At 70.2% G+C, this 24,840-nt stretch carries 22 protein-coding genes; 3 read left to right on the top strand and 19 right to left on the bottom strand.

The window, feature by feature from the left end; translation table 11 throughout:
• Positions 1 to 16: 16 nt before the first annotated feature.
• From ACFQ58_RS13420 to ACFQ58_RS13410, 3 genes are all read right to left on the bottom strand, one after another.
• Entirely contained in the window at positions 17 to 673 is a 657-nt protein-coding gene (locus ACFQ58_RS13420) for a hypothetical protein (protein WP_376951648.1), read from the bottom strand.
• Positions 670 to 1,926, bottom strand: a complete 1,257-nt coding sequence (locus ACFQ58_RS13415) for a hypothetical protein (RefSeq protein ID WP_376951647.1) — start codon at positions 1,924 to 1,926, stop codon at positions 670 to 672. Before ACFQ58_RS13415 ends, ACFQ58_RS13420 begins: the two co-directional genes overlap by 4 nt.
• 117 nt (positions 1,927 to 2,043) lie before the next feature.
• A complete protein-coding gene (locus ACFQ58_RS13410; protein WP_376951646.1) occupies positions 2,044 to 2,619 on the bottom strand; it encodes a GAF domain-containing protein in 576 nt (191 codons plus the stop codon).
• A gap of 112 nt (positions 2,620 to 2,731) precedes the next feature.
• Here ACFQ58_RS13410 and ACFQ58_RS13405 point away from each other — a divergent pair, with 112 nt between their 5' ends.
• On the top strand, positions 2,732 to 3,874 hold the full coding sequence (locus ACFQ58_RS13405) for a hypothetical protein (protein ID WP_376951645.1): 1,143 nt from the start codon (positions 2,732 to 2,734) through the stop codon (positions 3,872 to 3,874).
• 137 nt (positions 3,875 to 4,011) lie between these two features.
• Here ACFQ58_RS13405 and ACFQ58_RS13400 read toward each other — a convergent pair whose 3' ends face one another.
• The 4 genes from ACFQ58_RS13400 to ACFQ58_RS13385 form a co-directional block, all read right to left on the bottom strand.
• A complete protein-coding gene (locus ACFQ58_RS13400) occupies positions 4,012 to 5,718 on the bottom strand; it encodes an ABC1 kinase family protein (RefSeq protein ID WP_376951644.1) in 1,707 nt (568 codons plus the stop codon).
• 47 nt (positions 5,719 to 5,765) lie between these two features.
• Positions 5,766 to 6,356 (bottom strand): PadR family transcriptional regulator, encoded by a 591-nt coding sequence (locus ACFQ58_RS13395; RefSeq protein ID WP_376951643.1) that lies wholly within the window; start codon positions 6,354 to 6,356, stop codon positions 5,766 to 5,768.
• Between the two features lie 247 nt (positions 6,357 to 6,603).
• Positions 6,604 to 8,034, bottom strand: a complete 1,431-nt coding sequence (locus ACFQ58_RS13390; RefSeq protein WP_376951642.1) for a DUF222 domain-containing protein — start codon at positions 8,032 to 8,034, stop codon at positions 6,604 to 6,606.
• A 498-nt stretch (positions 8,035 to 8,532) separates the two neighbouring features.
• Entirely contained in the window at positions 8,533 to 9,459 is a 927-nt protein-coding gene (locus tag ACFQ58_RS13385; protein WP_376951641.1) for an EamA family transporter, read from the bottom strand.
• 72 nt (positions 9,460 to 9,531) lie between these two features.
• On the opposite strand from ACFQ58_RS13385, the gene ACFQ58_RS13380 reads away from it, so the two are divergent.
• Positions 9,532 to 10,473, top strand: coding sequence for a LysR family transcriptional regulator (locus tag ACFQ58_RS13380; RefSeq protein ID WP_376951640.1), 942 nt, complete (start codon positions 9,532 to 9,534; stop codon positions 10,471 to 10,473).
• Between the two features lie 49 nt (positions 10,474 to 10,522).
• Here the strand turns inward: ACFQ58_RS13380 and ACFQ58_RS13375 are convergent, their stop codons facing one another.
• The 12 genes from ACFQ58_RS13375 to ACFQ58_RS13320 form a co-directional block, all read right to left on the bottom strand.
• Complete coding sequence (locus ACFQ58_RS13375; protein WP_376951638.1) at positions 10,523 to 11,761, bottom strand: HipA domain-containing protein; 1,239 nt, start codon at positions 11,759 to 11,761, stop codon at positions 10,523 to 10,525.
• Entirely contained in the window at positions 11,754 to 12,041 is a 288-nt protein-coding gene (locus ACFQ58_RS13370) for a helix-turn-helix domain-containing protein (protein WP_376951637.1), read from the bottom strand. The genes ACFQ58_RS13375 and ACFQ58_RS13370 overlap by 8 nt, the downstream gene beginning before the upstream one ends.
• 184 nt (positions 12,042 to 12,225) lie before the next feature.
• Complete coding sequence (locus tag ACFQ58_RS13365) at positions 12,226 to 12,660, bottom strand: hypothetical protein (protein WP_376951636.1); 435 nt, start codon at positions 12,658 to 12,660, stop codon at positions 12,226 to 12,228.
• Positions 12,661 to 12,926: 266 nt separating this feature from the next.
• Positions 12,927 to 13,481: a TetR/AcrR family transcriptional regulator gene (locus ACFQ58_RS13360; protein ID WP_376951635.1), complete on the bottom strand. Its 555-nt coding sequence runs from the start codon at positions 13,479 to 13,481 to the stop codon at positions 12,927 to 12,929.
• A 105-nt stretch (positions 13,482 to 13,586) separates the two neighbouring features.
• Complete coding sequence (locus tag ACFQ58_RS13355) at positions 13,587 to 14,495, bottom strand: alpha/beta fold hydrolase (RefSeq protein WP_376951634.1); 909 nt, start codon at positions 14,493 to 14,495, stop codon at positions 13,587 to 13,589.
• A 184-nt stretch (positions 14,496 to 14,679) separates the two neighbouring features.
• A complete protein-coding gene (locus ACFQ58_RS13350; RefSeq protein WP_376951633.1) occupies positions 14,680 to 15,462 on the bottom strand; it encodes a hypothetical protein in 783 nt (260 codons plus the stop codon).
• Between the two features lie 6 nt (positions 15,463 to 15,468).
• A complete protein-coding gene (locus tag ACFQ58_RS13345; protein WP_376951631.1) occupies positions 15,469 to 16,242 on the bottom strand; it encodes a PP2C family protein-serine/threonine phosphatase in 774 nt (257 codons plus the stop codon).
• The gene (locus ACFQ58_RS13340) at positions 16,239 to 19,022 is read right to left on the bottom strand and encodes a protein kinase (protein ID WP_376951629.1); all 2,784 of its coding nucleotides are present in this window, start codon (positions 19,020 to 19,022) and stop codon (positions 16,239 to 16,241) included. The genes ACFQ58_RS13345 and ACFQ58_RS13340 overlap by 4 nt, the downstream gene beginning before the upstream one ends.
• 26 nt (positions 19,023 to 19,048) lie before the next feature.
• Positions 19,049 to 19,621: an FHA domain-containing protein gene (locus ACFQ58_RS13335; RefSeq protein WP_376951628.1), complete on the bottom strand. Its 573-nt coding sequence runs from the start codon at positions 19,619 to 19,621 to the stop codon at positions 19,049 to 19,051.
• On the bottom strand, positions 19,618 to 20,298 hold the full coding sequence (locus tag ACFQ58_RS13330; RefSeq protein WP_376951627.1) for a 4Fe-4S single cluster domain-containing protein: 681 nt from the start codon (positions 20,296 to 20,298) through the stop codon (positions 19,618 to 19,620). Before ACFQ58_RS13330 ends, ACFQ58_RS13335 begins: the two co-directional genes overlap by 4 nt.
• Entirely contained in the window at positions 20,295 to 22,208 is a 1,914-nt protein-coding gene (locus ACFQ58_RS13325; RefSeq protein WP_376951626.1) for an AAA family ATPase, read from the bottom strand. Before ACFQ58_RS13325 ends, ACFQ58_RS13330 begins: the two co-directional genes overlap by 4 nt.
• Positions 22,205 to 23,437, bottom strand: coding sequence for a hypothetical protein (locus ACFQ58_RS13320; RefSeq protein WP_376951625.1), 1,233 nt, complete (start codon positions 23,435 to 23,437; stop codon positions 22,205 to 22,207). The genes ACFQ58_RS13325 and ACFQ58_RS13320 overlap by 4 nt, the downstream gene beginning before the upstream one ends.
• 701 nt (positions 23,438 to 24,138) lie before the next feature.
• Between ACFQ58_RS13320 and ACFQ58_RS13315 the strand changes: the two genes are divergently transcribed.
• Positions 24,139 to 24,792, top strand: a complete 654-nt coding sequence (locus tag ACFQ58_RS13315; protein ID WP_376951624.1) for an ATP-binding cassette domain-containing protein — start codon at positions 24,139 to 24,141, stop codon at positions 24,790 to 24,792.
• Positions 24,793 to 24,840: the final 48 nt, after the last annotated feature.

Raw genomic sequence — 24,840 nt, 5'->3', positions numbered from 1 at the left:
GATCCGCCGGCGGTCGTCATTGAGCGAACTCGAACTCGACGGTGATGTCAGGGTCGATGCTCGTGATGATGCTCGAATAGAAGGTGCGAGCCTGCGCTTCGAGCACCGGGCGGAAGCCGTCGATGTGGGTCGCGACCGCCTCATCGCTGAGCACCTTCTCGAAGACCTCGGACTGGTCGATCTCAGGCGTCGTCCAACTCAGGAGTCCGTTCTCCTCGTTGGCCACCGAGAGGTCGGGATTCTCGTACCCGAGGAACGTGAACGCCGGGATGGAGATGCGATACGCGTTGTCGCCGGTCCGGGTGATGTTCACGTCCTTACCCTCGATGCCGAACTTCGCGTCGTACTCGTAGCGGATGAGCATGGTCCGCTCACTCCCGGGCAACTCGAAGAGCCCGAAGACATCCAACGGGTCGTTCCGCTCCTCCATCACGTCGGTGACGCCCGCGGTCACCAGGACGACCTGCTCCTGCCGAGTGATCGACCGAATCACCTGGGTGTCCCGCGTCTCGCTGGAACCGAGGAACGTGCCCATGCTGAGACCCGCGAACGCCGCGCCGGCGACGAGCAGGAGCACGAAGAAGACGAGCAGAACCTTCGCCCAGAGCGGCGTCTTCTTGATCGGGTTGGGCGCGGGCGTGGTCGGTCTCAGTGGGGTGGCCGTTGTGGTCATGCGGTGACCGCCTCCGTGTCCTCATGGCCCGGTTCGTCGTCGGCGTGATTCCCGCGCTTCTTGGTTCGAAACAGGCCGGCGACACTTCCGCCCAGCGAGCTCGACGCCCCCGCGATGGCCCCGCCGACGTTCTTGACCGCGGTGAGGGCCTGCGGCTCGTCGGGAATGCCATCGCCATCGAGGTCGACGCTTCTGAACACGCGCGTTGCGGTGCCGGCCGTGCCGGCGATCCACGTGCCCGTCGACTTGGCGGCCTCCTCGAGGGCGGCGAGCGCCGCGTTCGGTTCGGCCTCGGCATCATCCGTCTCGGGCATCGGCTGCGTGGGAACGGCGAGGTGCGCCGGGAACTCGTCCGGAGCCTCGGCGAAGGCAGCGCGGGCGGCATTGACCACCTCGCGACCGAAGACGAAGCGCGTGGCCCCGCCGGCTACCGCGCCGACGCCGTACTCGATCGCCGCCTGCTGCTTGCCATTCAGGTTCTTGCGCACCGTGTCGAGCTGCCCGGTCTGGATGGTTCGCACGAGGCTCTGCGCCGCTCCGCCGGGGAGGGTGTCAGCGAGCGTGTTCGCCCAGTGCGACCAGTCCGAGCGTCCGGCAGCGATGCTCTGGCCCACATCGACCACGCCACCAGACGAGACGACTGCGACATCCTTGGCCATCGTCGCGATCTGCTTCTGGCTCACTCGATCGTTGGTCAAGCCGAGGACGAGCGCCTGCGCCTGGTGCTGATCGAGGTGCATGCCGTGGATGTCGGCGATCGCGAGGCCGAAGATCGCGGTGATCTCGAACTGCAGTTGCTCGTCGCCGGCAGGCAGGAGGCGGGCGACGCCCTTCGCGGCATGCTTGCCCGCGCCGAGTGCTGCATCCTTGGCGGCCGCCTTCACGGCGGCCTTCGCCGCCTCCTTGCCCGCCTTCTTCGCGGCCTGCTGCCCCGCGCTCTTGACACCCGCGGTTGCGGCCCCGACACCGGGAATCAACGCGATGCCGACGTCGACGGCGATCACGCTGGCCGCGATCACGGCACCTGCCGTCGTGATCGCGGTGACGTACTGACGCTTGAGCATCTGGATCACCTCTTCGGGCGTCGCCTCGGGGCGACGGCGACGCAGGCGCATCAGGTGCTTCCGTGCGATCGCGTGGCGACCGCTCACCGCCTTCGCGATGTCGCGTTCGGCCTCATCTGCGGTGAGTTCCGTCTCGAGCGTGATCTCCTCGGTGGCGGCCGAGGCAGGTTCCAATGGCGTGTGGGTCATCGACGTCGGGTCTTTCTCCAGCGAGCGGGCAGGGCCGGTGGGGTCGCAGCGTTCCTCGACATCCCGACGCCCATGCTGGCGGGTACGTCGGACATCACGCCAGGACCACGCGAGCGCTCACCCCCGTACTGGGGGTTGGTCATGGGGCGGTCGCTGGGCGGAGGCCAGGCGAAGGGCGTCGAGCGTCTCGCCGATCAGGGCTGCGAGTTCGCGGATATTCGCTTCGTCGGATTCGTCGAAGTCGCGCCCACCGCTCTTGTCGCTCAGTTGCAGCAGGCCGTAGATGCGACCGTCGTCGCCGCAGACGCTCGTGGCCAGCCATCCCCGCATCGGCGGGTGGGCGTCGGCGAACGGGCCGAATCCCTGGAAGAGCGGATGGGACGACACCTCGGCCTCGCTCAGGCGGATGACCTCGCCCCGTGGGATCTTCATCCCGTGCAGGCCTGTGCCTCTCGGGTCGACCTTGAAGTCGCGGAACGCAGCGTACTTCGCGCTCATGCTGAAGTACTTGCGTGCCTGCGACGGGTCCTCGCCGACCCAGAGCTTGAGCGCCGCCTGCTCGGCGCCGGTCAGTGCGCGGGCGATATGGCACGTGCGACGCAGGAGCACGTCGAGCTGGGCGGCGAACGCCGGTTCGTGGGAGCCGGCCGCCAGGATCGGGGTGATCTCGATTCCGACCTCACCGGGGTCCATTGCACCAAAGTAGCGCGCGCGGGCGTCGTACTCACCGACGACAGCGGTCGCGCTGCGGTGGCGGGTGAGTTGACCTCACGATCAGGGTTCGCCCGGAAGATGAGGCAAGCTCATGACTGGCAAGGTTGCCTCAAGTGCATCCCCACGCAAGACCGAGGTGGCGATATCCGTGACACAGGAACATGCGCCCGCCCATCGGGCCAAATCGAAACCGGCTTCACGTCGAGGCGCTGCGAACGATACCGATCGTGTCCCGTGGTACCGGCGGGGCAAGGCATTGCTGCTCGGTGCCGGCGCGCTCGCCGGTGCGGTGCTCGCTCTGTTCGGCCTGGGGGATCGGATCTTCCCCGCCGACCAGGGAGATGTCGCGACGATCGAGTCGGTCAGCATGATCGGGCAAACGTCCTTCAAGGAGTTCGCCGACAAGCAGTTCGGCGTGGATCTCCCGCTCTCACCGGCCCCCGCTGACGCAGCCGCGGCCGAAGCCGTGGTGCTCGTGGCTTCCGCGTCGGATCCTGCGGCACCAGTGGACACGTCCCAGACTGCCCCGGAAACGCTGGCGCCGCTCGAGCCCGACCCGACGTTGCCGCCTGAGGAACCCGTCACGGTTCGACCGCGAACGGTCACCCCTCTCGTGCCGGAGGCGGACCCTCCGGAGACGAATCCGCCGGAGACGAATCCGCCGGAGACGTCTGCACCTTCCACGCCCGAAGAAAGCACTCCTCCTTCAGACGGCGGAGGGCCGCGCGAATTCGTCCTGCCCGAGACGTACCTGCACACGATGGCCTCGCTTCCCGTTCTGGAAGAGTGGAATTTCGAATCGGCGGAGTTGCACCAGAGCCCGATCCTCGGCGTCCAGCCGACCGATGAGAACGGCAAGCCGCTCCCTCCTGAAGAGGTGGCGAGCCGGGTTGCCGAAGTGCTCAACGAAGTCGAGTCGACCATCGATGCGGAGGGCGATCTCGACCCTTCAGGATGGAGCGTCGGGGTCAACCTGTCGGTCGAGGGACTGCAGGGGGTGCCACTCCTCTTGACGTGGTCACTCGACGGGGTGAACGTGCCCGACGACTGGGCGGCCGAGAAGGTCAGCTATCGCGTGGTCGCGAGCACCCCGCGCGATGTGGGAAGCGCCGAGATCTGGATTCCGCATCTGAAGGCCGCGGGCGAGTACAACGTCAACGTCACACTTCGTCTGGAGTCTGACCAGGGCAAGACATTGGCGTACGGCCCACCGTTGACGATCGTGATCCCCTGAGGAGCGGGATCAACGCCGCGCTGCCGCTCAGTCGCGCCATGGCTCCGCCTCGCCCTTCCGGGCTGACGCGACTCATGCGGGCCTCCGTGGGCCCGTCGGCAGGATCTCGGCGCCGCTCTCGCAAGGATGGAGCTCAGTCACCGCGGCCCGCGCCGGCCGAACAGACCGGCGAACACGGCGTGCAGCAGCGGGATCACCGATGCCACGATGAGTGCCACGCCCCACACGGGCTCCTCGCGGCGAAGCAGGATGCCGCCGACGAAGAGGCCGACGAACAGCACTGCCGACACGATCCGCTGGGCCGCGCGCTCGAGCCGCACCATCCGCTGCTCGATCTTCGGTGAGCTCGCGACGAGTCGGCCCTGCTCGATGCGGTCCGCGATCGCGTCCATGCGTTGCGGCAGCCGCGCGACCGTGCCCGCGTACGACAGCGCCTGCTGCCCGAACGCCTGCACGATGTTGCCGCGCTCGTCGCTGAGGAGTTTCGCGGCGTAGGGCTCGACGGCGTCCCACATGTTGAACTGCGGGTCGAGCGAACTGCAGAGGCCCGAGGTGAGCGACATCGACCGGATGATGAGCAGGAAGTTCTGCGGCAGCTGGAACGGCAGCGCCCGCATCACCTCGCTGAACTCGATCGCGAAGTCGCGCAGCTCGCGTTGGTCGACCTGCTGCAGCTCGGAGAGGCCCATCCCGCCGAAGCGCGCGAACAGCTCGGACATCGCGCGCTCGAGCTCGGCCGTGTCGGCCGAGGGCAGCAGGATGCCGACGCCACGGATGCTGTCGACCAGGCGCTTCCCGTCACGCGCGGCGACGGCGAGCATGAGCTGCTGCAGGCCGCGGCGCAGTCCGTCGGGCACTTCGCCCATCATGCCGAAGTCGATGAAGGTGAGCCGGTACGCCGGGGACGCGGCATCCGTCGCCCCTGAAGCAGACGAGCCGAGTGCGACCGGCGTCACGAAGATGTTGCCGGGGTGCGGGTCGGCGTGGAAGTAGCCGTCGCGGAAGAGCTGGTCGAACATGACGGTCGCGAACTGCTTCGCGACATCCTTCGGGTCGATGCCCGCTGCCAGCAGGGCGTCGCGGTCGTTGACCTTGATCGCCGTCACGTCGGCGAGCGTCAGCACGCGGCGCGTCGTGCGCTCCCAGACGACCTCGGGTGCGGCGACGCGCGGGTCGCCGGCGAAGCTCGCGGCGAACCGCTCGGCGTGGCCGGCTTCCTGCAGGTAGTCGATCTCTTCAAGGCTCGTGGCGGCGAACTCCTCGACGAGCGAGGGGAGATCGACGTGGCTCGCGACGAAGCGCACGCGGCTGAGCCATCCGGCGACGCGGCGCAGCGCCGCCAGGTCGACGTCGACGATCGCCTCGATGCCCGGTCGCTGCACCTTGACGACGGCCTCGTCGTACCCCATATCGGCGGCGTCGATCGGCGCGAGCCGCGCGCGGTGCGCCTGACCGAGGGATGCCGCGGCCAGCGGCGTCGGCTCGAACTCCGCGTACGCGCGCTCGAGCGGCACCCCCAGCTCGGCCTCGGCGAGCCGTCGGATGGCGTCGAACGGCACGGGCGGCACCTCGTCCTGGAGGCCGGCGAGCTCGCGCGTGATCTCGGGCGGCAGCACGTCGAGCCGCGACGAGAGGTACTGGCCCACCTTGATCATGAGGCCGCCGAGGTCGACCGCGAGCACGTGGAAGCGCTCGGCGATGCGGGTCAGCCGCGCTGCGCGCCCGCGTGCGGCGACCTTGCCGAAGCCGATGCGGGGCAGGACGAGCTCGTACCACCAGGTCTGCGCGATGTATCGCGCGGCGAACCGCAGGATGCGTCGGTAGCGGGCGCGCGTGTTCCCCACATCGGGCGTCGAGTCTCCCGGACGCCGACGTGCCGAGGGCACCGAGGTCAGTCCTGAGCGAGGATCGAGTAGAGACGACGGCGCGCGTCATCCAAGATCTCGACCGCCTGCTTCACCTGCTCGGGCTTGCCGCCGCGCCCCACCGCCGCGGCTGCCTGGGCGAGGTCCATCCCGGCCTTCGCGAGCGGCCCGGCGTTGCTGAAGTCGCGGCGCACGCTCCCGCTGGTGCTGGCGCTGCTCCCGGTCGGCCACGGTGCCCGGTCAGCGGATGCCTCGGCCTCGGCCTTGCCCGCCTCGGTGAGCGTGTACGTCTTGCGCCCGTTCGACTCCTCGGCGGTGATCAGCCCCTCGTCGGCGAGCAGCTGCAGCGTCGGATACACCGAGCCGGCGCTCGGCTTCCACGCGCCGCCGCTGCGTTCGGAGATCTCGCTGATGATCTGGTAGCCGTGCATCGGCTTCTCGGCGAGCAGCGCGAGCACCGCCGCGCGGACGTCGCCCTTGCCCATGCGCGGCGCGACCTTCTGCTCGAACATGCCGCGCAACTGCTCCATGGCGTCCCACAGCCCCTGCCCGGGGTTGCCCTTGCCCCACCCGGGTGAGGAGCTGCCGAAGCCGCCGCCGCTGTACGAATCGCTCATGATGACCTCCTTGGAACGGGGCCCTGATCGGGTCTCGACGATATGTCAACGATATATCGCTGAGTGGGCTCCGGTGGTCGTGAGTTGGCTGTGAAAACGATCGGCGGTTGGCGGGCTCGGGCGGCGAAACGGCACGCGAGGGTGCCGATCGCCGCGTCACGATGGGCCTGCCGGCGATGGCCGGCGAGCGCGGTTGCGGGTCGTGCGGCGTGAGCGCCACGCGCACGGTGAACGCGTTCGAATCCCGTCATGCCGCCCGGTCTTCGCGCAGCTCGAATCGCGCACGGCCACCGAGTCGTGGGACTTGTGCCGGGTCGATGTGCGGTGGCGGGATGAACCACACATCGGTCGGGCCCGCGTGGATGCGCCATCCGTCGCGGTGGATCATGTGATGGCAGAAGCTGCAGAGCATCACTCCGTTCGACAGGTCGGTCGCGCCGGTATCTCGTTCCCACCAGTCGATGTGGTGCGCTTCGACGTACCCGATGATCTGGCCGCATGAGGCGCAGCCGCCGTCGCGTTCGCCGAGCGCGAGCCGCTGCGTCCTGGTGAACAGGCGCGCGGCTCGGCCGAGGTCGAGCGGGAGGCTCTCGCCCCCGAGGACGGCGGGGATGAGTTCGGCGTCGGCGGCCATGCGGCGGGCGGTGCCGGCTGAGACGGGCTGTTCCAGCCCGTCGATCCGGGCGTGGCCGAGCTGGGTGACGAGGGTGTCGAGGTCGACGCGCACGATCACGGTGGTCTTCGCGAGCGGGGCCAGTGTCTGGGTGCAGCCGAGGGTGTGGCGGGCGAGCGCGGCGAGCGCGTCGGCTTGGATCTGTGGGATCGTGCGGAGGTCGTCGATGACCGGGTGTGGCTCGCCGTCGCCGGCCGGGTCGCCGCCCGGTTCGCGTCGGCGCAGTACGTCGCTGACGAGCGCTTCGATCGCTGCCTTCACCGGAGCGGCGCTTTCGGGGTCGAGTCGGGCATGCAGGTGCACCACGCCGCGACCGTCCTCGCGCATGGTCAGCGAGCGCTCCATGCGGAGCTCGTCTTCGCGGGGTTCGACGCCGTCGGGATCCAGCCGCGCCTCGGCTTCACGCACTCCGCGCAGGAGGGTCTCGAGCGGCACCCGCGCGGCGAGGTCGACCAGCGCATGCTCGACGACCTGGACTCGATCGGGGTCGGATCGCCTCGACGCCCGGTCGAGCATCGTAGTGATCGCGGATGCCGCCTCGATGCTGATCGCGGCCGACTTGAGGGCGTCGGCGATGTGCCGATGCCGTGACGGGAGTCGCTCCCCGGTGAAGGTCTGCCGTTCGGCGGTCGCGGTGCCGACCGCGATCAGCCGGCGCGCGTCGCCGTGCGACCCTCCGGTCGCCGCGGCCACGAGGCGGGTCGGGTTGTGGAACCCGTGCGTCTTGGCGAACCCGGTATCGCCGAACTCGGGCCCGGACCGCTTCGACACCTCGGCAGCGACCCTGGCCAGCATCGCATCGACATCACGCCGGACCTTCCCCAGCGCATCGGTGACCTGTATGAGCCCGGCATCGCTGAACTGCTCGACCTCGACCTGCGCGCCCCCGCGAACGGCGCCCCACGCCGGCAATCCGCCCGCCCACACCTCGTGCAGCGCTGCGACATCTCGCTGAAGCGCAGACAACGCCCCGGGCGGATGCTGCGCGGCCGGGGGCTGTTCCATGCTTCGATCCTGCACCCACCCACCGACATTCGATCGAGTCGGAAATCGGCTCTGATCTGGCTGTTTCCCTGTGCAGAACTCCGCCCGATGGCCGCCTGTGGAGGACGAGTCGCGTAGGAGCCAACTTCGGGATGCCGCGCTGGTCGGCCCTCAGAGGGTAGCCCGCGCTTGGCCGCCAGCAGCGTGTAGTGGATGGCGCGCGGCTCGGGCTCGGCTCCCGTCGACGATGCTGATCCGGCCGCCGACGATGCCGGTCCGACCGCGTGGCATCCGTTTCGCTCGATCGTGCAGGGCAGCCCCGTGGTATCCGTCGGGCTCAACTACGCAGGGTCGGCCGCGTGGCATCCGTCTTGCTCGCTGGTGCTGGGTCGGCCCGTGGCATCCGTCTTGCTCGATCGTGCAGCGTCGACCCGTGGCATCCGTCTCGCTCGGTTGCGCAGGGTCGGCCCGCGGCATCCGTCTCGCTGTCGACCTTCGAGATGGCTGTATCAGTCCGCGTCACCCAGACCGAGACCCAACCGCCTCCAGATCGGATGCCGCCGGCGCCGCCGCCTTCCGCCGCACGGGTGCATTCGCGACCAACACCCCGCTGACGAGCACCGCCCCACCCACCGTCTCCCACACGTTCGGCACCTGCCCGAGCAGCACCGCAGCCGACGCCATCGCCACCACCGGCGCGAGCAGCACCCACGGCACGACCGACGCCGACCGGTTGCGGGCGAGCAGCCCGTTGAAGATCGCGTAGCCGACGAGCGTGCAGAGGCCTGCGGTGTACAGCGTCGAGAGCAGCGGCCGCCACCCGAACGCGGCGATGCCGGCGGCGATGGCGTCGGGCCCTTCGATGAGCGCCGACAGTACGAGCGCGGGCAGCGGCACCACGAGCGACGACCACACCGTGAGCGACAGCGCGCCGAACCTCCGAGCCGCCGCGACCGGCCCGGCCCGCCGCGCGATGACATTCCCGAGAGCCCACGACAGCGCCGCCAGCAGGCACAGCACGACCGCGAGCGCGGGCGCGTCGCCGCCGCGGCCGAACGCCACGACGCCGAGCCCCACCGTCCCGAGCAGCACTCCCGCGACCTGGAGGCGCGTCGGCCGCTCGCGCAGCGCGAGCGCGGCGACGAGGATCGTGAGCACGACCTGCGCCTGCAGCAGCAGCGCGGCGATGCCGGGCTGCAGTCCGAGGGCGATCGACGTGTAGAGCAGCGCGAACTGGCCGAGGCTCATGAAGAGGCCGACCCCGACGACCGTCTTCCAGCTCGCGAGCGGCCGCGGCACGACGACCACGGCCAGGGCGACCACCGCGAAACGCACGGCGACGAAGAACAGCGGCGGGATGCCATCCATGCCCCAGTCGATGACGACGAAGTTGAAGCCCCACATCGTCGCCACCAGCGCGGCCAGCAGCATGTCGCGTCTCGTCATGGGTCAAGGGTGGCCCGCGGCATCCGGAATCACCAGCGACCATTTCTCTGCCCGAATCGGTAGCATCGCTGCATGATCGATCTCGAAGCCGTGGTCGCGCTGCGTGCGGTGGCGACGAACGGCAGCGTCGCGGCGGCGGCGGATGCGCTCGGATTCACGCCGTCGGCGGTGTCGCAGCAGATCAAGCGCCTCGAGCGCGGCACGCGGGTCGCGTTGCTCGAGCGGGCGGGTCGCGGTGTGGTGTTGACGGATGCCGGGCGTCACCTCGTCACGTCGTCGGCGACGGTGCTCGCCGACCTGGAGCGCATCGAGGCCGACCTGCACCTCACCGGTCAGGCGATGGGGGCGGATGGCGCGGCCGGCCGCCGGATCACGGGGGAGGTGCGCATCGGCGCGTTCTCGACCGCGGTGCGGGGCCTGCTGGTCGAGGTGCTGCCGCGGCTGCGCGAGGAGCATCCGGAGCTGCGAGTGCCGTTGCGCGAGAGCGAGCCGTGGGAGACGATCGCGCTCGTCGCGTCGGGTCAGCGCGATCTCGGCATCGTGCACCGGTGGGGCGGGGTCGCGCTGGCGATGCCCGATCACCTGGTCGAGACGCCCCTGTTCGCGGATGTCGCGGACGTGATCCTGCGCCGCGAACACCCGCTCGCCGACCGGGCCGAGCTGACCCCTGCCGACCTGGCCGAGGAGCAGTGGATCGCGACCTTCGACTCGACGATCTGCCGGCAGTGGCTCCGGCGCCTCTTCGACGGCGTCTCGAACGCGCCGCGCATCGTGCACGAATCGATGGAGTTCGAGAACCACCTCGAGCTCGTGCGTGCCGGTCTCGGGGTGGCGTTGGTGCCGCGGATGGGACGCCCGCCGCTGCCCGACGACCTCGTGGCGATACCGACCGTGCGGCCGGCGTCGACCCGCGGCGTCTCGGCCGTGCACCGCCGCAGCCAGGCGGACTCGCCGGCCCTGCAGGCGGTACTCGACGGCGTGCGGGCGAGCGCGGCGCAGTTCGACGATTGCTGATCGGCCCCGACGCAGCAAGGATTGCTCGGGCGGCAGCGCCGCTCGTGTCTCAGCTCGCTGGCGACCCCGCTGCCCGGCCCCCGAGCAGATTCGCCACGAAGCCGGCGAGGTCGCGCCGGAGCCCGCGATAGGCGGTCGGATGCGGGATCTCCGCGTCGATGACGGCGTCGATCCGCTCGAGCGTGGGCCGAACGAGCCCACCTGCCGCGGCCGACCACGATCCGAGCTGCGCCTCGAGGTCGTCGATGGTGAGGTCGGCATGCCGATACACGCCGTTCACGGCGAACGCCATCCGCCCGTCGTTCGGCTGGTGGCGAAGCGGCACGGTGTCGTAGGCGGGTGCAAGGGTCGTCGGGGCGTCGAACGGATGCAGCAGCGCGAGGTTCTTGGCGTGCAGGTCGACGTTGCCGACGGCGACGGCGAGCACCACCATCCGCGCGAGCCGCTCGACCGAGTCCCGCCCGGCCTGGGAGCGCACGAGCGCATGAAAACGGTCGAGCGACGCGGCGCCGCCCTGCTCCTGGTACTTCTGCGTGCGAGGGATGCCGAGCGCCTGGCACAGGTCCTCCTGGTGCACCCGCCCGGTCGGGGCATCCGTTGCCCGGTCGTATCGTTCGATCACAAGGGCCCGGATGTCGCCGAACTCCTCGATCCACGTGCCGTACTCGATGAGGCCGAGCGCGCGGGCGATGCGCGCGCCGTACTCCTCGTCGAAGATCATCGTCGGGTACCGCGCGACCTCTGGCTTCAGGATGTGCGTCGATGGGAACCCGTCGTGCACCCGGTGCCATCCGTCGTCGATGCGGGCGAGCACGACCTTCGGCTGCACGCCGTTGAGCGAGGTCTTGCCGGTCGTGCGGTCGTTGCCGAGGGGGAGTGCGGCGGGACTCTGGAGCAGGCGGCCGATGCCGGCGTCGTCGATCGGAGTGGTGAACGGCGTGCGCGGCTCGCCGAGCGCGGCGGGGTCGTAGATCTGCAGCGCGCCGGCGACGTCCCGCCCGTAATGTGCGAGCAGGCCGAGCACGTCGTACTCGGGCAGGCGCGCCTGCGCGGCGAGGTCGGCGAGCAGGTCGCCCTCGGGGAGGAGTTCTGCGAAGAAGTTGCGTCGCCGTGCGACGTGCGATCGGTTCCCGAAAGGCACCAACGGCACGGATGTCGACAGCTGGGTGCTGCCCAGCCCGAACCGCTCGATCGCGGCGCCGGATGTCTCGAAGTCGAACCGTCGCCAGTCGACACCGATCAGGCGGCCGACCTCCTGGCCGTACAGCTCGACGGTCAGCTCAGGCATCGCCGTGTTCCTCGGCGGCGCGATCCTCGTCGCGGGAGCCCTCGTCCTCGCGGCTCGGCTCGTCGAGCTCGGCGTACAGCCGCACGCCCGTCGCCTCGAGCATCGCGAACAGCCGCTCGGTGAGCTTGCCCGGCTTGCCCGCCTCCATCTCGGAAACCCAGCGTTGCGTGAGCCCGAGCTCGGCGGCGAGGTCGCGCTGGCTCAGTCCACGTGCGAGCCTGCCCTGCTGAAGCATGAGGCCGAGGGTCTCGGCGTTGGGCACACGGCCGCGGTAGTTCATGCGCAGGCTCCGTTCACTACGAATTCGTAGTCACGATAGACCATTACGTTTTCGTAGTCAACCTTCCCGACTACGGTTTCGTAGTCACGGGGCGGACGCGGTCGGGCGAGGGCCGGTTGCACACGGTGTGAGCACACAGGGCTGTCCCCGTGGGGTGCTCAGCCGAGCATCCAGTCCTGGCAGGTCATCGATCCCCGGTGTGCGCGAGCCCGTCCACGGCCGGCGCATTCCGCTCGGTACGACGCCGTGTCCCGAACTCCGCCCACGCGAGCGCGGCGGCCGCGACGATCTCGACGCCCACCGTCGCCAGCAGCCCAACGCCCGCTGCGTCCGTGATCACGGAGTACACACCGTAGGCGGCCCAGGTGAGCCAGGCAGCGATGAAGGCGACGCTGACCGCGAGGCGCCCGCGCGACGGAGGCTCGCGGCGCACGAGGAAAAGTGCAACGCCGAAGCCGGCGGTCCCCACGCTTGCGCGGAGACCGAACCAGGCCGCCACCGGCTCGATCTCCAAACCCCACGACGTCAGCGGCACAGACGGCGCGACGAGCCATGCCACCGGGATCAGCCAGCAATACACCGCGAGGATGGTCGCGACCCAGAAGTACGCGCGGCTCATGCTCCTGCCCCTCGAGTCGACCGGGCCCGAGCGGGATCGATGAACACGAGCCGAACGCACGGCGCTTCCCTCGTGTGACTCTGTGGATGAGGGGTCATACCCGTACCTCGATCCCTGAGAACAGCGGGCCTTGGCGTGATGGTGCTCACTATGGCAGACCTCGATCCACGACCACAACGGATTACGACGGCGGGCCGGCGCACGGGCGCGGCGTATTCAGACCAGCCTCTCGGGCTGCAAGATGGTCTTCGCCCTCCGACCCTGGCTCAGGATGTCGCCGCGAGCGCGCGCACGACGCGCTCGACCGCAGGGCGCACGTCGAGTTCGGGGTCGACCGTGAGTCGGTGCAGGGCCAGGCCGTCGCAGAGGGCCATGAGGGCGCGTGCCGCCGGCACGGGGTCGGGGATGCCGGCCGCGGCGACGAGCCCGTCGGTCCATTGCTCGAACTCGCGACGCTGGCGGCGCAGCGGTTCGAGGAGCTCTGGGTCGGCCGCGAGTTCGACGAAGAGCGCGTAGCGCGCCCGGGTGCGTGTCGCGGCCGGGCCGGTCTGCACGAGCAGCACGGCGCAGATTCCCTCGGCGATCGAGTCAGGCGTCGGCTGCTCGAGCAGTTCGGGCGCGAAGTCGGCGCGCTCGAGTTCGGCCATCCAGTCGATGATGCCGGCCAGCAGGGCCCGCCGGGTGCGGAACCAGTTCGAGGTCGACCCGGCGGGCAGCCCGGCCCGTTGATCGACGCGCGCATGGCTGAGTGCCCGCACCCCGTCGGTGCCGAGGACCTCGACCGCCGCCTCGAGGGCTCGCTCCCTGGTTGCTGCAGCCATCGGCGCCTTTCACGTCGGGTACGTCGAGGAGTTTCCCACGGGCGCGCGTGGCGCCGTGGCATCCGTGCGCCGTGGTATCCGCAGGTCGGGGTCGGCGGACCGAGCTCAGTCGGCTCGCCGGATCCAGTCGAGCGCGAGGTTCGCGACCGCGTCGGGAGCCTCGGCGGGGAGGAGCTTGCCCCCGTCGTCGACGAACGCGAACTCGACGTCGTCGGCGAACCGCTCGGGGTTCGCGCAGAGGCGGCGGATCAGCGGTTCCTCGAACCTGGTGTCGACCCGGCCGAAGGCGAAGAGCGTCGGTACGGTCAGGCGCATCCGCTTGTACACGCCACGGCTCAGCCGCATCGACTCGGGGATCACCATGCCTCGGTAGAGCGCGCGGACCGCCTGGTCGATGGCGGGACGCTGCATGGGCGCGAGGTGCGCGTCGATCTCCGCCTCCGGCGTCCGTCTCGCGTTGTACTGATCGGCCCACACGCCCCGGAGCGAACTCCCGGGGCGATGCCAGAGCAGCTTCGGCATGTGCCGGAAGGCGGCGACGAGCCTGGGGCTGAACGAGATGAATCCGGGCGGCACCGAGAGCTGTAACGCCCTCCCCACGCGTTCGGGGTGGGCGTAGGCGAGCTGCATCGCGGTGATCGCGCCCATGTCGTGGCTGACGAGGTGCGCACGTTCGACATCGAGCGTCTCGAAGAGCGCGAGCAGGTCATGCAGTCGCGTCTCTCGCTCGATGCCGGGGTCGTCGGCTTCGGTCCAGCCGGCACCGCGAAGGTCGGGACAGATCACGCGGTAGCCCTGCTCGGCGATCAGCGGCGCGACCTGATGCCACTGCCACCAATGCAGCGGAAAGCCGTGCAGCATGACGACGGGTTCACCGTCGCCGACGATGGCGACGTGGGTGCGCAGGCCCGGGGTCTCGACGATGAGGTGCTCGAACCCGGATGCCTCGGGCAGCGGCGGTGCGAGATCCGCCGGTGCGGCGATCGAGTGACGGCGAGGCTCAGGTGCACGCATGACGACTCCTTCGTCGGTGCGGGTTACTATGTTTATAGTACATCCGTGGATCTCCACCTGCTAGCCCCAACACTGCGGCCGAGCACGAGCACACCGACCCATAGCTGCGGGCGCGGGCCGGAGCCGGCGCCCGAGGCTGCCCGATGCCGATCGAGCACATGCGCTTGCTGAGGGTCGCGCCCGGTTACCTGCGTCGCATGCCGCCGAATACTGCGCGAACGGCGAGGTACGCGGCGGCGCAGGCACCGATCCCCAGGAGCAGCGCGGGTTCGCCTCCGGCCGCGCACGCGCTCCCGTAGCCCGCCGACACCAACGCGGTCGCCACGGTCACTCCGAACGCGCCGAGCCCGATCACGACACCCGGCGCGAGCGAGCCGACGAAACCGAGGAGTCCGGCGACACCGATCAGGACGGGGGCGAGCGCGGCATGCTCCGCGAACATCGGCACGCCGAAGGGGAACGCGAGGAACGTCAAGATCTCGACGACTGCGAAGAGCGCCAGCGCGCTCACCGACCTGATTCCGCCGCGGAGCAACGCCAGCGCGGCCCCGGCGAGCGCCGCGATGGCGAGTACCATCACCATCATGATCCGGGTCTGCGGCGCGAGCCCGACGCACGAGTCTCCGGTCACGAAAGCCAGGACGGCGGCGCTGCCGCCGACGACGCCAATCACCTCGAGCACCGGCCTGAGCACGCCGAGCGGAAGCAGTGTGCAGGAGAGTCCCGTGAGCGCGCCGACCGCGACCGAGGCGGAGATGTCGGCGCCGGTGAACTCGAGCACGCCCGCGACGGCGGCGACGGCGAGCACGCCACCGGCCAGGCGACCGCTGTTCTCCGGCATTCGGTAGGAACCGACGCCTCGGAGGGTCTTCGCTGCGTACCCGTTTCGTCGCATCCCTCCCAGCAGCAGGAAGAAGACGCCGATGAGGCAGGCGAGCACGAGCCCGGCCGAGAGCAGGTCACCCAAGGACGGTCACCGTGCTCCGGCGTCCTCGTCGAACGGTGCAACCTCAACGACGATGACCGTCACGTTGTCCGGCGCACCGGCCTCGTGAGTCGCCCTGATGAGACCGGATGCCACGGAGCGGATGTCCCGGCGCTGCGCGATCGCGGTGACCGTCGCCATATCGACGACCGCGAGGCCGTCGCTCGCGAGAAGGAATCGGTGCCGTGCTCCGGGGACCCATGACCCGGCGAACCAGTGCGAGTCGAGTTGCTGCCGGCCGCCGCCGCCGATCGACTGCGTCAGCACTTGGCGAGCGGGATCGGCTCGACTCATGCCGACGTCGTCGACGGAGAGCAGGCCGAGCACCCCCTCCGTCGCTCGGTAGACGCGGCAGTCGCCTACGTTGGCGATCTGGTACCCGTCGGGCCCGATGACGAGGGCAGCGAACGCGGCGCCCATTCGCGGCGTGCCGAGGGCGTCGCCCGCGTCCGAGACGAACTCGTGCGTGCGCTGAGCCAAGGCGTCCGACGACTCGGCATCGAGGATGTCGGCGAGGCGAGGGCCCAGCACGTGCGCGGTCAGGAACGCGGCAAGCGCTCCGCCGCGATGTCCGCCCATGCCATCGATCACCGCGCAGGAGATCGCCCGGCTCAAGGTGAAGGCCAGATCGTGGAAGGCCCGGTCCGTCGTGCTGCACCAGCCGTCGGCGAGTGCCACATCCTGGTTCTCGTCACGCACGAGTCCGCGGTCGGTGGCTGCCGCGAGTGTGAACCGCCACTGCGGAGCAGCGGGGCCGTTCACGAGAGCAGACTCAGCGCGAACCAGGCGATGAGGCCCACGACGATGACGCCGAACCCGACGACGACCACCACCGTCAGGGCCAGCAGTAGCGGCCACGGCGAGGCGAGCACGACGTAGAGACCGAATACGACGGCGGCGACGACCGCGACGATCGCCAGCGGGGCCGAGCGCCGGGCGAGGTCGTGCTGGAGTTGCGTCATGACCAGCGTGGCGCAGCACGCGCCGACGGCGATCAGGAAGGCCTCTCCAGGTCCGCCGCCCATGGGCAGATCCGGAAGCACTCCGTCGACCCGGTTGCCGATATCGACCGCCCAGGGCGGTGCCATGGTCGAGACGAGGGATTTCGCGCCCTGGCCGCTGGTGCTCATATAGAGGAGTTCGGCACCGATCCCGACCGACACGACGCCGGCGAGGACGGCGACGGCGGAGAGGATGTGCCGCATGCCCGTGGAATGCGCCGGGCCGGAGGTATGCCAGAGTGACTCGTTGCCCGTGCGTTCCTGATCGAGACTCGGGCGCCCGCCGAAGACGGCGGACAGCGCGACGGCCAACCCGAAGAACGCGCCGAGCACCAAGGGCACGGTGATCCACCACGTCGCGCTGGTCACGGGTACGGCGGGGAACCATCCGACGGCCTGGACCCACCAGAGTGCGACCGACACGATGAGGCCCGAGGCGAGCAATGTGCCCCTCGCCTGAAGTCGGACGGGTGCGACGAAGGTCTCCCAGAGGAACACCACCCCGGAGAGCGCAACGGCGCTGGCACCGGCGCTGACCCCTGCCGCACGGGCGATGTCCCAGGTCGACCCGCTCGAGTCCCCCTGGAACAACGATGGTGCCGACAGCGCACCAGCGGCCAGCATGAATAGGCCCACCGCCCAGAGCCGCTTCAGGAATGCTGGCCCGTTGCGCGCCCTTCGGTCGGCCAGCATCGCCCGCTTCTGCTCGGCGCGCGCCCGCTTCTCTTCGGCTCGGGCTGCTCGTTCCTGCGCCCGTTCCGCCTCCTCTTCCGCGTTCCGCCTTCGTGTCTCGACGTCCCGGGCGACGGGGAGCACGCTGAGCGCCACGACGGCCGTGCCGGTGCCGGCGGCATCGTCCGGGTCGAGCGCACGGGCCGCGTCGCGCAGCGCGACGGTCCATTCCGGGATGTGCGTGCTCCTCTCTCCCTCACGGACCGCACGAGACCGGGCGGACGCGGCCGCAGCCTCGTCGAACGCGGCGAGCAGCAGCGTTCCCTCCCACGAGGTCCGGAGCGATCCGAGGTGAGGTTCGACGTCGGGCACCTGTTCCAATGCCGCACGCCAGAACTGCACGTCGTCCCACCACCGGCTGAGCAGTTCGTCGGCCCAACCGAGCGCGGCGTCGTCGTCGATGTATCGCGCAGCCTCGCCGAACACCCGGAGCCGTCGCACCTCGCGGATCCATTCGCCGGCGCCGGCATCCCCGGCCTGCGCGGCCAGTGCAGTCGCCGTCAGCGTCTCGCCGTCGAGGCTCCGGCCCTGGAAGACGGGGGCCGCGCCGGGAAGGAAGACGCCCTGCATCGCGAGCAGCGTGAGGCTGGGGGACGACCTCGCGAGGATCGACGCGATGACTTCGTCCGGCACCCTCGCTTCCGTCAGGAACGTGCGGAGCTCCTCGATGCCGCGGCCCGCGAGCTTCGTGACAGACCATTGCCATTCGCGAACCATCGCGCGGGAGAGTTCCACCGGATCCGTATAGCCGACGCCGCCGACGAAAAACGGCTTGATGCCGGGGAGCCGTGCTTCCCACACCGGGCCCGACCCGCTGCGCGCGACGGCGGGCGAGCCGCCTGCAAGCCATTCGCGGACCTGGGCCGAGCCCCAACGGCGCTCCGCGTCCCCCGTGAGCAGACCAGACAACAGGAGATGCCATCGGGGGTCGCTCACCGCGGCGAGATCGAAGTCCCCGCGGCCGATCATGAAGCGCATGTTCTCGTTGTTCGGCGTGAGGCCGGACGACGGATCGGCGAGCAGGTGGTGTCCCATCAGCAGCTCGAAGGCCATCATGCCCACCGGCCACCAGTCCCCGCGCTTCGACACCTCACCGAAGAAGGCCTCGGGCGGCGAGTACGCCCACGTGCCCCGCACGGTCGCGGCGGCGGTCGCGCTGGTCTGGATCGAGACGCCGAAGTCGCCGATGACGAGGTCGAGCGGCTCGAGGCTGCGCACGAGCACGTTTCCCGGCTTCAGGTCGCGGTGCACGATGTCCATGCGGTGGAGGTAGTCGACGGCCTCGGTGAGCTCCTCGACGAGTTCCCTGACGAGCCCGGTGTCCTGTGGTGTCCCGGCGCGCTCGCCGAGCAGGTCCTGCAGCGAGCCGAGCGGGAAGTACTCCATGATCTCCCATTGCTCACCGTCCGCGTGCTCGAGCCTGGACGGGACGATGTGCCTGCGGTCGCCGTCGGCGAGGGCGTCGATCACGCTCGGATCGATGATTCCGTTCGCGTCGAGATAGAGCTTGACCGCGACGTGTTCGCGGGTCGTCCGATCCCGGCACAGGAGCACCGCGGCCTGCGAACCGGCGCTGATGTCCGCCTCGTAGTCGTACCGTTCGACGAGGTGCTCGGGCAGCGTGTACTTGCGACGCCCGCGCGGTCGGCCCGGGGTCGAACCGGGCTCCGCTGTGGTCGCACGATCGAGGTCGGCGCTCCCCGGTGCGGCCTTCGAGCGGGAGTGAGGCTCGACCGTCGTCCCACGGTCCCGAGCGAGGTCGGACGGGTCTTCCCGTTCGGTGAGCCGTTCGCGATCCGCTGCCGCCATGCCGTCCTCCTTCTTCCCCAGGCCCGTCAGCTCATCCCGAGCTCTCGGGGGACGTGCACCGTGACGGTGACGCGCCGGCCGAGGCCGACGAGGTGGTCGCCCGCCTCGAGCCGAACCTCGTCGGTAATCTCCCGACCGGAGAGCCATGTGCCGTTCGTCGAGTCGAGATCGGTGATCCAGACCGCCCCGTCTCGGAGGTAAAGCCGCGCATGTCGCCGCGAGACCTCGTCCCGGTCGAGCGCCGATCCGACGCGGTTGTCTTCCGAGAGGCGGCCGAGCGTGAGCGGTCCCGGGCCGAGCTTTACGGTCGCGCCGTCCGGCAGCGTGACCGTGGCCAGGATCCGGTTCGCCGCATTCGCCGCGCCCGCTGCAGCACGTGGGCTCACCGACATCCCGCAGAAGCTGCAGGCCGCGGCATCCGCCGGCACCGGACGCTCGCACAGTTCGCACGGCGTGGCGGGCTCCGACTGTTGGGCGCGCGTCTCGGTGCCGAAGGCCCGCCGATCCGTCTCGAGCATGTCGCCTTCCCAGATGAGCAGCTCACCGCACCGGCACATGGTCATGCCCGGCTCGATCGACGCGCCGCACTCGTGCTTCATGGGCGCGCCCGCCCGCCGTCGGGCGATTCTGCATCCCAGCTGACTTCTGGCAGGCGGATGCCACGGGCAGCCAGCTTCGCGCGCAGGCGATCGAGGTCGCCCGGGTCGGGCAGGCCGATGAGCGACACCGCTCCGTCGTCCACGGCGACCTGGATCGCCGGCCGGGCCGGCGCCACCCTCGCCATCCTGGTGGCGCCGAGGGCGGTGTTCGTCTCGATCGTCTGGTTGGCGCTCCCGAGCACCGGGTGCGGGCTCGGTCGATCGCGGCGGTAGGGCCCGGCGATGACGGCATCGGCGACGGCCCACAGCCGGGGGGCGCGGCGACGCGCAGCGGCTGCGGCGTAGCCGGTGAACACGAGCGCATCCATCTCGGCTCCGCGGTCCCATCTCCGTCGTGTGGCGTCGATGAGCCGCGTCACCTCGTCCGGCTGCTGGAATGGCTCCCCGCCGGTCACGGTGAGCCCGGTGGCGCCGACCTCGGCCGCCGTGCGGGCGAGGTCGGCGGCGAGGACCTCGATGTCCGCGCTCGTGCCGGCGTCGCTCGACCAGGTGTCGACGGAGGCGCAGCCGTGGCATCCGATCGTGCACCCCTGGACCCAGACCGCGACGCGCACGCCGGGGCCGAGTACGGTGACCGGTGCGGCGAAGCGCGCGATGCGGATGGTATCCGGACTCATACGAGCGTCGCTGTCACGATGCCGCGTTCGTCCTCCGTCACCGATGCCACCGTTCGCGTGGCACCGGGCGGTAGCCCGAACACGGCTCTGGCGATGGGGTTCACGAATCCCGTCTCGAGGTTGCTGCCGATGCCGCGCGCGCCGAGGCTCGAGCCCGCGACGGCGCGGTCGATCACGCTTCGGCGCACCGCGTCGGGCAGTTCGAGCGAGATGCGCTGCTCTCGCCGGGCCCGCTCGAGCACGTTGTCGACGTAGCCCTCGGCGATCTCCCGAGCGATGGGGTCGGTGAGGTAGTCGAAGACGACGATGTTGTCGCCGATCCGGCCGAGCAGTTCGGGTCGGTTGAGGCCGGTGGTGAAGGCGTCGTGGATCGACGCCTGCACGTTCCGCTCGAATTGCGCGCCGTCCGCCTCGGAGTCCTCGGCGCGCGTGCCCTCGAGCCCGATGCCGAGGTTGGAGGTGAACACGATGAGCGCTTCGTTGAAGAACACCGTGTCGCCGGATCCGTCGGTGAGTCGGCCGTCGCTCAGGATCTGCAGGAACTTGTCGAGGATGCGCGGATGCGCCTTCTCGATCTCGTCGAAGAGCAGGACCGAGAACGGCCGCTCGCGGACCGCGTTGGTCAGCTCCCCGCCGGCGTCGTGGTTGACGTATCCCGGGGGTGATCCGATGAGGCGGGCATCGGTCGCGGCGTCGGCGAACTCGCTCATGTCGAATCGCACGTACGCCGACTCGTCGCCGAAGAGCAGCTCGGCGACCGCCTTCGCGAGCTCGGTCTTCCCGACGCCGGTCGGTCCGGCGAAGAACATGACTCCGCGTGGACCGCTGCCGCGGTCGCGACGGTGTGCCGCGGTCATTCCGCTGGCCGAGCGTACGAGGATGTCGAGGGCGTGTCGGATCGCGCGCGGTTGCCCCTTCACCCGGCCCTGCAGAGCCGACTGGCCGTTGCTGATGCGACGGTGCAGCCCGGAATCGCGCCACGGATCCTCGATGATGCCGCTCCGGTACCGCCGGGCGGCGTCCTCGATCCGTTCGGCGGGGATGCCCGCGTCCTGGCGGAGCCGCACGATCTCGGTGAGTGCGCGGAGGCTGAGCCCGTGCGTCGCCTCCACGAGGCGGCTGGCGATCACCTCCTGCTCTGCTGCGTCGTCGATGGTGGCCGGCTCGTCTGCGAAGATCACGTGGCGGAGGCTGCCGACGGCCCGCGCGCGCTCGGTGAAGCTCGGCGGCGGCACGGGGGCCTGCCGGATCCCGTCCCCGCTGAGCAGCCACGCCGGCAGATCGGCGGGTCGGTCGACGAGGAGGAACACGGGGTTCCGGAGCAGCGGGCGCGGTCCGCCCGGCCGCCGGATGGGTTCGCCCTCGTTCGCGGCGCGCAGGAGCGCCAGGAACAGGGCCCGCGGATCGCCGGCGGCGTCCGTGTCCGCCGCCTGCGAGAGGTAGTCGATGATGAGCGCGCACGGGTCCGCCTTGCTCCCGGAGATGCGCTGGGCGATCTCGGCGACAGCGGTGAAGGCGAGTCTCGCGCCGTCCTGGTCCGCGGGCGAGGCGTCCGGCGTGCTCGCCTGCGAGCCGAGAACCCGTTCGACGGCCTGCGGGTCGGAGCCCGCGAGCGCCGTGACTCCGTGCAAGGGAGAGGAGTACAGCACTGTGGGCAGGCCGCTCCGCGCAAGCGTCTCGCGGATGGCGTACGGCGTGCGGGTCAGCACCGGCGCGCCATTCGGCCCAGGCACGAGATGAAGGTCGCGGATGTTTCCGTGCACCACGAACACGGATGCCGCGGGGAGGACGGAATCGACGTACACGAGCCACGAGGGGAAGCCGGCCACCCGGTCATGCGCTTCGAGGACACCGGCGCGCTCGGCGGTGCCGCGCTCCGTGGACGGTCCGGAACCCGTCGCTCCGCTCATCGGAGCCGCTCCTGTCCGCCGTGGGGACGGGCCCGGTCGCGCGAAGCCTCCGCACGCCGGGAGATCGCGGCGCGGTCGGTCGCAGTGCGCTCCAGGTGTCGCTCGACGGGGACGGCTCCGGACGGGGTGGCGTGACGGCGCTCGAGGGTGACGCCGTGCCGACGCACCCGCGCCTCCACCGCCGCAAGATCCGAACAGGTCTCGTCCTCGGCGGCCACATCAGCGGCACTGCTCGTGCCGCCGACGAGGGACACCGTGTTCGTCAGCATCCGGTCGCCCACGAATCGCACCTGCAGGGCGTGCTCCGGCAGCCCGCTCTTCGTCGCGACCGCGAAGTCGCCCTCGAAGGCGGTCGTGCGGAACTCGCCCTCGACGTCGTAGCCGAGCTCGGCGAGGGCCTCGATCGTCTGTTCGATGACGAAACGGCGCTCCTCGAGGTCGACATGCTCGGCGCGAGCCGCACGGGCGAGCTCAGCGGCGGCCCGCAGGCCGTCGCGGTCGGAGGCGACGCTGAGTGACGCACGCGCACGACTTGCAGTGGGGGAGTCGATCGCGGCGATGGTCAGCGCGATCTCGTCCGCTTCTGCGCGGATGCGTTCGGTGTGGCGCTGGGCTCGCAGTTCCCGCGCGACCTCACGTTCCAGGGCGCGGAGGAGCCGCGTGGCCGAGGTGCCGTCGGCCCCCGCATCCAGCAGCGCGTTGGCCTCGTCGAACCACGCGTTGCGCTTCGTCGCGTCGGCGATCTCGACGAGGCCGGTGAGGATGCGCTCGACCAGACGGTCACGGTCGGCGTGGGCGTCGGAGGCTGCGCCGGGAGCGGTCGCATGCCCGAGCACACCGGCCGACACGTCCGAGCTCGCCTCGCGGTCGGCCCGCCCGCTCGACCAGTCGATCGTGATGTCGGACCCCGCGAGGCTCGCAGGCAGCTGCCGCGCGAACGCCCGCGCGATCGCATCCACGCGCGCCTCATCTCGGGCGGCAGCGACGGACCGGCACGTCTCCGCGTACTCGGCCGCGATCCTTTCGGCCTCGGCCGACGACGTCCCGGCGTCGATCTTCGGTGGCTCCGCGACCGAAAGGCCGCGACGTCCGTACTCGCCGGCCTCGGCGATATCCACGAGCGCGCGTTCCCACGACGCTCGGCATCGACCACGAGCGTCCTCCACGACGCGTCGTCGCTCGAGTTCCGCGGACTGCACGACGTAGTTGTACCCTTTGGGTCCGCTCAAGCTCCGCTCCCTCCCGCGGCCCGGCGCGCCCACTTGCACCCAAGCTTCGGCGCACTCGACCGCCCTCGAAAGGAACAGGCCCTGACCCCATTTATCCGGACTCACGTTGGCGTGAGCCACGCCCAAAATGGGGGGTATCGTCCGGATCGCGCGGCTGCGAACGTGAGAGTCGCCGAAGGGCAACGCCAGGCAGCCGCGTGACCGAAGGAGACGAGATGAAGTGCGAGAAGTGCTTCCGACCACTGCACGACTGCCCCGCCTGCCGCGGTGGTCGCTCGAACCTGACGTGTTCGAAGTGTCGCACGACAGGTCTGCTCTGCGCGGAGCATGGCGGTCACTGGAAGCGGTGACGTCGCCCGAGACGTCGGCTGAGACTCCTCCGATCCGGCATCGCCGGCCCCATGCCGGGGTTGGCGAGGCTCGGTGATGGCGGGGCCGGTTGTCCTGAAGCCAAACCGTGGCCAATGCGCATGTTCCTGCGGTACAGCGACAACACGTCGACCTGCAGAGCGGATGGCCCCTCACGCGCGACGACATGATCAGGTGGCGATCGATTGCTGAGCGGCGGGTAGGGATGGGCCTGGCCCGCGGCGCCCGCGCCCGCCGGTATCGCCGCCATCCCCGGCCGCGCGCGCCAACTCGGACCCCCGTGAGCCGCATCCGCCTGAACGACGTCAGCATGCAGTTCGACGGGCGCCTGGGTGCTCCGCGAGGCGTACCTGAAGCTGCGCCGCGGCGACCGGGTCGGGCTGATGGGCAAGAACGGCACGGGCAAGACGACGTTCCTCGAGCTGGTGCTCGGGCGGCGGGAGCCGTCGGGCGGCACCGTCGACGTGACGCTCGGCACGACGATCGGGTACTTCTCGGAGTTCTCCGAGCTCGACGGCGAGCAGAGCACGTACGCGACGCTGAGCGCCCACTTCACCGAGGTGCACGAGACGCAGGCCCGGCTCGACGAGATCGGCCACGCGCTGGTCGAGCCGATGACGGATGCCGCGCCCCGAGCCGACCGCGTTGCCGACCGAGAGCGTGAGCCTGATGAGGAACACGCCGAAGCAGGCGAGCCCGCCGACGGGCTTGCCGAGGTGGTCGTTGATCAAGGCGATGAGCGAGACCGGCGACTTGATACCGAGGCGAACGCTCGTATCGGTGAGGAAGATCACAAGAAGGTGATCGCGACCATGGTGGGCCCGACTTTCAGGTGTCCGAGGTCGACGAGCCGCTGGGCGGCCATAGGTGCCGGACCTGGCTGCGGCGATCCGTTCCGCTTTCGCGACGGTGGTGAGGTCGTCGCGGCTCTTCGCGTCATGAACCGCCCCGGGTCTGGTGGAGGCATTGATCTCACGAAAGGGTGATGTCATGCCGGCGCAGAAGAAGTACCCAGTGGAAGTGAAGGACCGGGC

Origin of the sequence: Agromyces sp. NPDC056523, assembly GCF_042794545.1 — a bacterium.
In the GTDB taxonomy this organism is placed as follows: Bacteria; Actinomycetota; Actinomycetes; order Actinomycetales; family Microbacteriaceae; genus Agromyces.
Note: the sequence above shows the minus strand (reverse complement) of the source record. Positions and strands in the feature narration are given on the sequence as shown.